This is a genomic window from Oscillibacter valericigenes (assembly GCF_016902445.1).
In the GTDB taxonomy this organism is placed as follows: Bacteria; Bacillota; Clostridia; order Oscillospirales; family Oscillospiraceae; genus Oscillibacter; species Oscillibacter avistercoris.
Window position 1 is genome coordinate 45,376 of the sequence record NZ_JACSNX010000017.1, and the last position, 10,919, is coordinate 56,294.

Here is a 10,919-nt window from a genome sequence, read left to right on the forward strand (position 1 = left end):
TAATTTCGCTGCCGTGTGACCACGACAGTCCTTATTTTTTACGGAACGCGGTGAAGCTATTCCGAAAAAAACCATTTTTCAAGCGGAGAGGACCGCCACCACAGAGGCGCCCACGCTGATCCGGCACGCCTCTCCCAGCTGGGCGAGGGTGTAGTCCGTCTCCACGGGGATGCCGGCCTCCGCACAGCTGGCGGCCACCGGCTCGGTAATGGCGGGATCGGCGTCACAGGCGAGATACACCCGCTTGGCCCGTCCCTCCCGGATCGCCTTGCGGGACTGCTTCACGCCGATGACTTTCTCCTGGGAAGCAAGTTCCGTGATCACGGGAATTCCTCCTGAAACGCATGGCAAAATCCGCAGATCTTGAATATCCGCGCATTTTTGGATTATACCATGGGGAAACATATCCGTCAAGACGTTTTTCGGTAAAAAATTCCCATTTCATGGACTGTGCGTGCGCGCCCCGGCACATACGAGCCGGCCTGCCCCGCCCCGGCAGGCAAAGAGAGCCGGACCCGTCAGGGTCCGGCTCTCTCCATCGGTTCTCAGGCGTGTCTGCTCACTGCTCGACAGGCATTGCCGGCTCCTGCTCGGGCACAGCTTCCGCCTTGCCGGGGACCAGCTCCTCAGCAAAGGTATGGTAGGCCGTCAGACCGGTGCCGGCGGGGATCAGCTTGCCGATGATGACATTTTCCTTCAGGCCCACCAGGTGGTCGGCCTTGCCCTTGATGGCAGCCTCCGTCAGGACCTTGGTGGTCTCCTGGAAGGAGGCGGCGGACAGGAAGGAGTCCGTGGCCAGAGAGGCCTTGGTGATGCCCATCAGCAGCTGGGTGCCCACGGCGTGGCGCAGAGGCTCGCCGTTCTCCTGCCGCTCGCCGGCGGCGTTGCGGCGGTCGATCTCCTCGTTGGCGTCGTCCAGCTCCAGGACGTCCACCATGGAGCCGTCCAGCAGCTTGGTGTCGCCGGCGTCCTCCAGACGGACCTTGCGCATCATCTGGCGGACGATGATCTCGATGTGCTTGTCGTTGATATCCACGCCCTGCTGGCGGTACACCCGCAGGACCTCCTGGATCAGGTAGTTGTACACGGCGTCGGCGCCGCGGATGCGCAGCACCTCGTGGGGGTTCAGGGCGCCGTAGGTCAGCTGGTGGCCGGCCTCGATCACGTCGCCGTCCTTCACCAGCAGGCCCGTGTGGGGCACCGCGTAGGTGCGGGTGTCCCCATCGGGGGCGGTGATGACGATGTTCACCAGGCTGCCCTTGGTGGTCTCCTCAAACTTGACGGTGCCGCCGATCTCGGCCAGCGTGGCCATCCGCTTGGGCTTGCGGGCCTCAAACAGCTCCTCGACACGGGGAAGACCCTGGGTGATGTCGCCGCCGGCCAGGCCGCCGGTGTGGAAGGTACGCATGGTCAGCTGGGTGCCGGGCTCGCCGATGGACTGGGCGGCGATGATGCCCACCGCCTCGCCGGGGCCCACAGGCTGCTGGGTGGCCAGGTTCATGCCGTAGCACTTGGCGCACACGCCGCTGTGAGCCTTGCAGGTCAGCACCGTGCGGATCATGACGGTGGGATGCTCATCCACCGCCGGATCGAAGGTGCAGCGGTCGCCGTCCCGGTAGTTGGCCTGGACCCACTTGTGGGTCTCCAGGATCCTGGCGTCGCTCTCATCCATCATCTTGGTGTTGGACAGCAGCACCTCGCCGGTGTCGGCGTCCACCACGTCGCCCACCAGGAACCGGCCCCGGATGCGGTCGGAGAACTTCTCGATGACCTGGCCGTTCTCGCTGATCTCGGAGACCTTGATGCCGTGGGTCACATGGCAGTCCTCCTCCCGGATGATGACATCCTGGGAGACGTCCACCATGCGGCGGGTCAGGTAACCGGAGTCTGCGGTACGCAGAGCCGTGTCGGCCAGGCCCTTGCGGGCGCCTCTGGAGGAGATGAAGTACTCCAGAGCGGTCAGGCCCTCGCGGTAGTTGGCCTTGATGGGGATCTCGATGGTGCGGCCGGCGGTGTTGGCGATCAGGCCGCGCATACCGGCCAGCTGGCGGATCTGCTTCATGGAGCCGCGGGCGCCGGAGTCCGCCATCATGAAGATGGGGTTGTAGCGGTCCAGGTTCTTCTGCAGGGCGTCGGAGACGTCGTTGGTGGTCTTCTCCCACACCTGCACCACCTGCTTGTAGCGCTCGTGCTCAGTCATGAAGCCCATCTTGTACTGGTTCTCGATGTCCAGCACCTTCTGCTCGGAGGCGGCCACCAGCTCGTACTTCTTGGGAGGCACGGTCATGTCCGCGATGGAGACCGTGATGGCCGCCAGGGTGGAGTGCTTGTAGCCGGTGGCCTTGATGGCGTCCAGCACCTCAGCGGCCACGGTGAAGCCGTGCTTGTTGATGGTGCGGTCCACGATCTGGCCCAGCTGCTTCTTGCCGCAGGTGAAGGTGACCTCATAGTCGCAGGCATGCTGGGGATCGGTCCGGTCCACAAAGCCCAGGTCCTGGGGGATGTTCTGGTTGAAGATGATCCGGCCGGGCGTGGCCTCCACCACGCAGGTGTGGGCCACGCCGTCCACCGTCATGGTGCGGCGCACGCCGATGGGGCAGTGGGGCCCGATGATATGGTCGTTGTAGGCCATCAGGGCCTCTTCCTCGCTGGCGTAGAAGTGGAGGGGGCGATAGGTGGCCTTCTTCTGGTCCTTCGCCAGGGCCTCGTTGGCGGCCACAAAGTCGTCCGCATCCACGATGGACTGGGCGGTGAGGCCGGTGTCGCCGGCATCCTCGCACCAGATGGTCTCGGCGCCCTTTTCCGCCTTGCCCATGCGGTCCATGGTCAGGTAGTAGGAGCCCAGCACCATGTCCTGGGTGGGCACGGTGACGGGGCCGCCGTCCTGGGGACGCAGCAGGTTGTTGGCGGAGAGCATCAGGATCCGGGCCTCCGCCTGGGCCTCGGCGGACAGGGGCACGTGAATGGCCATCTGGTCGCCGTCGAAGTCCGCGTTGAAGGCGGTGCAGTTCAGGGGGTGCAGCTTCAGGGCGCGGCCGTCCACCAGCACCGGCTCGAAGGCCTGGATGCCCAGGCGGTGCAGCGTCGGGGCGCGGTTGAGCATGACGGGGTGGTCCTTGATGATGACGTCCAGGGCGTCCCACACCTCGGTGACGCCCTTGTCCACCATCTTCTTGGCGGACTTGATGTTGTTGGCGGTGCCGTCCTCCACCAGCTTCTTCATGATGAAGGGGCGGAACAGCTCCACGGCCATCTCCTTGGGCACGCCGCACTGGTAGATCTTCAGCTCGGGGCCGACCACGATGACGGAGCGGCCGGAGTAGTCCACGCGCTTGCCCAGCAGGTTCTGGCGGAACCGGCCCTGCTTGCCCTTCAGCAGATCGCTGAGGGACTTGAGGGCCCGGTTGTTGGCGCCGGTGACGGCGCGGCCACGGCGGCCGTTGTCGATCAGGGCGTCCACGGCCTCCTGGAGCATCCGCTTCTCGTTGCGGACGATGATGTCCGGGGCGTTCAGCTGGATCAGCCGCTTCAGGCGGTTGTTCCGGTTGATGACCCGGCGGTACAGGTCGTTCAGGTCGGACGTGGCGAACCGGCCGCCGTCCAGCTGGACCATGGGCCGCAGCTCCGGCGGGATCACCGGCAGCACGTCGATGACCATCCACTCCGGCTTGTTGCCGGACAGGCGGAAGGCGTCCACCACCTCCAGCCGCTTGACGATCCGGGCCTTCTTCTGGCCGGAGGCGTCCTTCAGCTCCGCGTGGAGCTGGGCGGAGAGGGCCTCCAGGTCCACATCCTGCAGCAGCTTCTTCACCGCCTCGGCGCCCATGCCGGCCTGAAAGTCGTTCTCATACTTCTCCCGGTAGTCCCGGTACTCCTTCTCGGAGAGGATCTGATTCTTCGTCAGCGGGGTCTCGCCGGGGTCGGTGACGATATAGTTGGCAAAGTACAGCACCTTCTCCAGGATCCGGGGGCTGATGTCCAGCAGCAGACCCATCCGGGAGGGGATGCCCTTGAAATACCAGATGTGGGAGACGGGGGTGGCCAGCTCGATGTGGCCCATCCGCTCCCGGCGGACCTTGGCCCGGGTGACTTCGACGCCGCAGCGGTCGCAGATCTTGCCCTTGTAGCGGATCTTCTTGTACTTGCCGCAGTGGCACTCCCAGTCCTTGGTGGGCCCGAAGATGCGCTCGCAGAAGAGGCCGTCCCGCTCCGGCTTCAGGGTGCGGTAGTTGATGGTCTCCGGCTTTTTCACCTCGCCATAGGACCAGGCGCGGATCTGCTCCGGAGAGGCCATGCCGATCTTAATCGCGTCAAAGGCAATGTTGTTGCCAGTGTTGTTGTCGATCATCTTGCGATTTCCTCCTTACATGATCCAGAATTGTTGAGTTGACGAACAATACGATCCTGGATCATTCGTCGTCGAAGTCCACGTCGATGTCCGCGCCGGCATCCTCCGGGGCGTCCTCGATGTCAAAGCCGGAATCCTGGAACTCCGCCTCTTCGGAGAAGGCGCGGTGCCGGTCGTCGTCGGCGTCCATCCGGGCCAGGTTGAAGGTGTCCATGGCGTCCTCGTCTTCCTTCAGCTCGATGACGTTGCCGTCCTTGTCCAGCACCTGGATGTCCAGGCACAGGGACTGCAGCTCCTTCACCAGCACCTTGAAGGACTCCGGCACGCCGGGCTGGGGCACGTTGTGGCCCTTGACGATGGCCTCGTAAGTCCGGACACGGCCGGTGACGTCGTCGGACTTCACCGTCAGGATCTCCTGCAGGGTGTAGGCCGCGCCGTAGGCCTCCAGGGCCCAGACTTCCATCTCGCCGAAGCGCTGGCCGCCGAACTGGGCCTTGCCGCCCAGAGGCTGCTGGGTCACCAGGGAGTACGGGCCGGTGGAGCGGGCGTGGATCTTGTCGTCCACCAGGTGGTGCAGCTTCAGGAAGTACACGTAGCCCACCGTAACTTTGTTGTCAAAGGGCTCGCCGGTGCGGCCGTCGTACAGCACGCTCTTGCCCTCGGGATCCAGGCCCGCCTGCTGCAGCAGCTCCTGGATGTCGCTGTAGGTGGCGCCGTCGAAGATGGGGGTGGCCACCTTCCAGCCCAGCTTCTGGGCCGCGTAGCCCAGATGGACCTCCAGCACCTGGCCGATGTTCATACGGCTGGGCACGCCCAGGGGGTTCAGCACGATGTCCAGCGGGGTGCCGTCCGGCAGGAAGGGCATATCCTCCTGGGGCAGGACCCGGGACACGACGCCCTTGTTGCCGTGGCGGCCGGCCATCTTGTCGCCCACCTGGATCTTGCGGCGCTGGGCGATATACACCCGCACCACCATGTTCACGCCGGGGCCCAGCTCGTCGCCGTTCTCCCGGGTGAAGACCTTGGCATCCACGATGATGCCGCTCTCGCCGTGGGGGACCTTCAAAGAAGTGTCCCGGACCTCACGGGCCTTCTCGCCGAAGATGGCCCGCAGCAGCCGCTCCTCGGCGGTCAGGTCGGTCTCGCCCTTGGGGGTGACCTTGCCCACCAGGATGTCGCCGGAGCGGACCTCCGCGCCGATGCGGATGATGCCGTTCTCGTCCAGGTCCTTCAGGGCGTCCTCGCCCACGTTGGGGATATCTCTGGTGATCTCCTCCGGGCCCAGCTTGGTGTCCCGGGCGTCGATCTCGTACTCTTCGATGTGGATGGAGGTGTACAGGTCCTCCCGCACCAGCCGCTCGTTCAGCAGCACGGCGTCCTCGTAGTTGTAGCCTTCCCAGGTCATGAAGCCCACCAGGATGTTCTGGCCCAGGGCGATCTCGCCCTGCTCGGTGGCGGGGCCGTCGGCCAGGACGGTGGGATCGACGGTCTGGCCGTTCTCGTCCTTGCCCCAGCCGTGGACCCGCTCGCCCACCTCCACAATGGGACGCTGGTTGATGCAGGTGCCGTGGTTGGACCGCAGGAACTTGGTCAGCTTGTAATCCTTGATCTCGCCGCTGTCGTACTTGACGGTGATGTGGCGGGCGTCCACAGAGGTCACCACGCCGTCGCCCTCCGCCAGGACGGCGATCTCGGAGTCGATGCAGATCTTGTGCTCCATGCCTGTGCCTACAATGGGGGCGTGGGGGCGGAGCAGGGGCACGGCCTGGCGCTGCATGTTGGCGCCCATCAGGGCGCGGTTTGCGTCGTCGTTGGGCAGGAAGGGGATCATGGCCGTTGCGATGGAGACCATCATCCGGGGGGACACGTCGATGTAGTCCACCCGCTCCTTGTCCACCTCCACGATCTCGTCCCGGTGCCGGGCCGTGATACGGGCGTTGATCAGGCAGCCGTTCTCGTCCACGGGCTCGGCGGCCTGGCCGACGATGTAGTTGTCCTCCTCGTCGGCGGTCATATAGGTGATCTCGTCGGAGACATGGAACGTTTTCTTGTCCACCGCCCGGTAGGGAGCCTCGATAAAGCCGTACTCGTTGATCCGGGCATAGGTGGCCAGATAGGAGATCAGACCGATGTTGGGACCTTCAGGAGTCTCGATGGGGCACATGCGGCCGTAGTGGCTGTAGTGGACGTCCCGGACCTCCATGTTGGCCCGCTCGCGGGAGAGGCCGCCGGGGCCCAGGGCGGACAGACGCCGCTTGTGGGTCAGCTCCGCCAGGGGGTTGGTCTGATCCATGAACTGGCTCAGGGGGCTGGAGCCGAAGAATTCCTTGATGGCGGCGGTGACAGGGCGGATGTTGATGAGGCTCTGGGGGGTGACCACGTCCAGATCCTGGATGGTCATCCGCTCCCGGATCACCCGCTCCATCCGGGAGAAGCCGATGCGGAACTGGTTCTGCAGCAGCTCGCCCACGCAGCGCAGGCGGCGGTTGCCCAGGTGGTCGATATCGTCCTTCACGGAGATGCCCCGGGCCAGGCCGTTCATATAGTTGATGGAGGTGAGGATATCATCCACGATGATGTGCTTGGGCACCAGATCGGTCTTGTGCAGGCGGATCTGATCCTTCAGCTCCTCGCCGGAGTACTGGCCCAGCAGCTCCTGCAGCACGTCGAAGCGCACCCGCTCCTTGATGCCGCACTCCGCCAGGGGATCGAAGTCCACATAGTGGCTCAGGTCACACATCCTGTTGGACATGACACGCAGGGGCTGCCCCTCCACGTCGATGGTGACCTCCGCCACGCCCACCTCGTCCAGCAGGCGGGCATCGTCCTTGGTCAGCAGATGGCCGTCCTCGAACAGGATCTCGCCGGTGGCGGGGTCCGCCACCGGGTACACCAGCTTGTAGCCGGGGACCCGCTGCCACAGGGACAGCTTCTTGTTGAACTTGTACCGGCCCACGGTGGACAGGTCGTAGCGCCGGGGATCGAAGAACAGGTTGTGGATCAGGGTCTCGCTGGCCTCCACCGTGGGGGGCTCGCCGGGACGCAGGCGCCGGTAGATCTCCAGCATGGCGTCCTCATAGTTCTTGCAGGGGTCCTTCTCCAGCGTGGTGACGATGCGGGGATCGTCGCCGAACCGGTCCAGGATCTCCTGATCCGTCTTCAGGCCCAGGGCCCGGATCAGGCAGGTGATGGGGAGCTTGCGGTTCTTGTCGATGCGGACCCAGAACACCTCGTTGGCGTCGGTCTCATACTCCAGCCAGGCGCCCCGGTTGGGGATGACGGTGGAGGTGAGGATGGGCAGATCGGTCTTGAGGTCCGTCTCCTTGCCGTAGTACACGCCGGGGGACCGGACGATCTGGGAGACCACCACGCGCTCGGCGCCGTTGATGACAAAGGTGCCGGAGTGGGTCATCAGCGGGAAGTCGCCCATGAAGATCTCCTGCTCCTTGATCTCCTCGGTCTCCTTGTTCCGCAGGCGGACCTTCACCTTCAGGGGGGCGGCGTACGTGGCGTCCCGGGCCTTGCACTCCTCCACGTCGTACTTGGGCGCCTCATCCATCTTGTAGTCGATGAACGTCAGCTCCAGGTTGCCCTGGTAGTCCGTGATCGCGCCCACGTCGTTGAACACCTCCCGAAGGCCGGTGTCCAAAAACTCCTGGTAAGACTTCTTCTGGATCTCCAGAAGATTGGGCATGGGCATGACTTCCTCGTGCCTGGCGAAGTTCTTACGAAGGGTCTTTCCGTAGTACTTGTCTTTGGCCATCTTCTCATTCACCTTTCTTCTGTGCGCCCCGCCCTGTCCTGCCGGGCGCGTGGTTTTTCGGGTGGCGCGGCCAGGAATGATACGCACGGTGTCGTTGTTAAAATTCCTGTATCCCGCTCTTGCATTGTTCTGGGAAATATGCTATCGTTATCTCAACGATAGAAAATGGCGGAGTATCCTCTGCCATCATATAAGCGTCTTATTTTACCATGGTTTTTTTCCTCTGTCAAGGGGAATTTGGCAGCGGCTGGGGATTGCTCCCGCCGCTTTTTTGTTGCCCTGCGGGCAAACGTGCGGAAAAGGGGCCCCATCCAGGTGGATGGGGCCCCTTCTGGTGCGCTGGATCACTCGTACAGCTCCTCGTCGGCGTAGTCGTCGTACTCAGAGCCGAACTTCCGGGCCAGCCGCTTTTTCATGCCGCTGCAGCCCACGCTGAGGTCATGCCAGCCGCCGATCAGCAGGCAGACGACCGCCGCGAATGCCAGGCTGGCGCCGATGATCTTCAAGACCATGCTTGCAGTTTTGTTCATAATACTCCTCCTGTTTCGGTACACTGGCCGTCACCGTTGGGATTTGTTTCATCATACACCTTCCGCCGGGGTTTGACAACTGTTTTCTGCGCAGGCCGCAAAGGTCCGCGCCCTGCTGCCCCGGCGGCGGGGCAGCGTATCTATGGTGCCATGATCCGTCCGTTTTATTTCAGCGGAACATCCTATTTTCCCTGCCAGAATCCGTTCCGGCTGATGCAGGACGCGACCTGATGCCCTGTCTCCAGGCCATGCCGCCTGTCGTACTCCTTGAACAGCATCCGCTGCAGGCCCGCCAGCGTGGCCACGTTCAAATGGGGATCCCCGAAATGATAGGATGCGCCCTGAGCCACCTCATTCCGGATCTCCCGGACCTCCGGGTCATCCAGCCGGAGATCCCGGCTGCTGAACTCCTCCATCACAGAGACACCGTAGATCTTTTTATATTCCTCCATCCCCTGGATGTCCCAGAACGTGTCGTACAGCGGCACGCTGTAGGCCCGCAGCCAGTCCCACATGATCTCCGGGTCCGCCACGTTCGGATTGTCCAGGTGGCAGCGCTTGCACAGGATGACAAAATTGGATGGGACGTCCTCGCCGCCCAGGGAATCGGGGACGATGTGGCAGCGCTCCAGTCTGCGCCGGCAGCCGCAGCGCCAGCACCGCTCGTGGGCCTCCGCGAAATCGACGCTCAGGCCGCTTTCATCTGTGTGCCGCGCCCAATAAGTGCACAATTTCAGGGATGGTCGTTCGGATCTGTTTTCTCGCCATAGTCTGTATCCCTCCCGATCGATCTCTCCAGCAGCACCACGCTCTCCACGTGGCGGGTGCCGGGGAACATGTCCACGGCGCAGGCCCGGACGGCCCGGTAGCCCAGCTCGCCGAACCGCTTCACGTCCCGGCCCAGGGTGGCGGGGTCACAGGAGACGTACACCACCCGCGCCGGCCCCATGGCGGCGATGGAGCCGATCACCTCCGGCGCCAGCCCCTTCCGGGGCGGGTCCACGGTGATGACGTCCGGCCGCAGGCCCTCCGCCTCCAGCCTGGCGGCCGCCTCCGCCGCATCGCCGCAGAAGAACTCCGCGTTTTCGATGTGGTTCCGGGCGGCGTTCTCCTCCGCGTCCCGGATGGCCGCCGGCACGATCTCCGCGCCGATGACCCGTTTGGCCCGCTTCGCCAAACACAGCGTGATGGTGCCGATGCCGCAGTACAGGTCCACCACCGTCTCTGTCCCGGTGAGCCCGGCATACGCCAGGGCCCTGCCGTACAGCACCTCCGCCTGGTCCCGGTTCACCTGGTAGAACGAGGGCACCGACAGCTTGAACGCCAGGCCGCAGAGGGTGTCCATCAGGAAATCCTGCCCCCAGAGGGTGCGGTACTTCTCCCCCAGGATCACATTGCCCCGCTTTGTGTTGCTGTTCACCAGCACGCCCACGGTATGGGGCACGGCGGCGCAGACGTAGGCCGCCAGCTCCGGCTCCCGGGGGGCCTGTTTTCCGTTGATGACCACGCAGCAGAGGCTCTCGCCCTTTTGGTTCACCCGGACGTAAATGTGCCGCACCAGCCCCCTGCCGGCGGTCTCGTCATAGGCGGGGATCTTGTAGCGGCGCATCCACTCCCCCACCGCCGCGGCGGTTTTGTCCGCCGCCTCGGGCTGGATCAGGCACCGCTTCACCGGCACCACCTGGTGGCTCCGGGCCCGGTAAAAGCCGATGGCGCCGCCGGCCCCCACGGGGTACTGGCTCTTGTTGCGGTAGTGCAGGGGGTTCTTGGCCCCCAGGATCTCCTCCACCTGGACATCGGCGCCCCCCAGGCGGGTCAGGGCGTCCTGGACCCGCTGGCGCTTGGCCCGCAGCTCCTCCGGATAGGTCAGGTGCTGGAAGTCACAACCGCCGCACTGGCCGTAATAGGGGCACTCCGGCGCCGCCCGGTCGGGAGATGGCTTGTAGATCTTCACGATCTCCCCCGCGGCGGCGGTCTTCATCACCTTGGTGATCTTCAGGTCGATGGTCTCCCCCCGGACGGCCTGGGGGACGAACACCACGGCGCCGTCCAGGCGGACGATGCCCAGGCCCTCGCTGGAGTAGCCCTCCACCGTGCCGGTGTAGATTTGATTTTCATGAAGTCGGTCCATAGATACCTCCGGGGGTGCGTCCCATTGGACGCGGGAATTCAGCCATGCTGATGGCTGGGCAGATGCGCCCCCCATTTTCTTTTTGAAACATCAAAAAGAAAATGCGCCGCGCCCGGTGGAAAAGAAAAAATGTTCGGCGGGTCGGTC

At 64.1% G+C, this 10,919-nt stretch carries 6 protein-coding genes; all 6 read right to left on the reverse strand.

Translation table 11 applies throughout. The annotated features are described in order from the left end of the window. Nucleotides 1-78: 78 nt before the first annotated feature. The 6 genes from H9X91_RS10450 to rlmD all read right to left on the reverse strand — a co-directional run bounded on the left by H9X91_RS10450 (nucleotide 79) and on the right by rlmD (nucleotide 10,772). Complete coding sequence (locus H9X91_RS10450; RefSeq protein ID WP_204804890.1) at nucleotides 79-324, reverse strand: ribosomal L7Ae/L30e/S12e/Gadd45 family protein; 246 nt, start codon at nucleotides 322-324, stop codon at nucleotides 79-81. 235 nt (nucleotides 325-559) lie between these two features. Beyond that, the gene (rpoC, locus tag H9X91_RS10455) at nucleotides 560-4,348 is read right to left on the reverse strand and encodes a DNA-directed RNA polymerase subunit beta' (protein ID WP_204804891.1); all 3,789 of its coding nucleotides are present in this window, start codon (nucleotides 4,346-4,348) and stop codon (nucleotides 560-562) included. A 61-nt stretch (nucleotides 4,349-4,409) separates the two neighbouring features. Further along, nucleotides 4,410-8,111: a DNA-directed RNA polymerase subunit beta gene (gene rpoB, locus H9X91_RS10460; protein ID WP_204804892.1), complete on the reverse strand. Its 3,702-nt coding sequence runs from the start codon at nucleotides 8,109-8,111 to the stop codon at nucleotides 4,410-4,412. A gap of 344 nt (nucleotides 8,112-8,455) precedes the next feature. Then, on the reverse strand, nucleotides 8,456-8,641 hold the full coding sequence (locus H9X91_RS10465) for a hypothetical protein (protein WP_204804893.1): 186 nt from the start codon (nucleotides 8,639-8,641) through the stop codon (nucleotides 8,456-8,458). 182 nt (nucleotides 8,642-8,823) lie between these two features. Continuing rightward, the gene (locus H9X91_RS10470; RefSeq protein ID WP_204804894.1) at nucleotides 8,824-9,372 is read right to left on the reverse strand and encodes an HNH endonuclease; all 549 of its coding nucleotides are present in this window, start codon (nucleotides 9,370-9,372) and stop codon (nucleotides 8,824-8,826) included. Nucleotides 9,373-9,374: 2 nt separating this feature from the next. Beyond that, nucleotides 9,375-10,772: a 23S rRNA (uracil(1939)-C(5))-methyltransferase RlmD gene (gene rlmD / locus H9X91_RS10475; protein ID WP_204804895.1), complete on the reverse strand. Its 1,398-nt coding sequence runs from the start codon at nucleotides 10,770-10,772 to the stop codon at nucleotides 9,375-9,377. Nucleotides 10,773-10,919: the final 147 nt, after the last annotated feature.

What these genes read in the sequence shown, in the direction of transcription:
- rpoC (WP_204804891.1), bottom strand. Translation starts at nt 4,348, where the DNA reads ATGATCGACAACAACACTGGCAACAACATTGCCTTTGACGCGATTAAG.
- rpoB (WP_204804892.1), bottom strand. Translation starts at nt 8,111, where the DNA reads ATGGCCAAAGACAAGTACTACGGAAAGACCCTTCGTAAGAACTTCGCC.
- H9X91_RS10465 (WP_204804893.1), bottom strand. Translation starts at nt 8,641, where the DNA reads ATGAACAAAACTGCAAGCATGGTCTTGAAGATCATCGGCGCCAGCCTG.
- rlmD (WP_204804895.1), bottom strand. Translation starts at nt 10,772, where the DNA reads ATGGACCGACTTCATGAAAATCAAATCTACACCGGCACGGTGGAGGGC.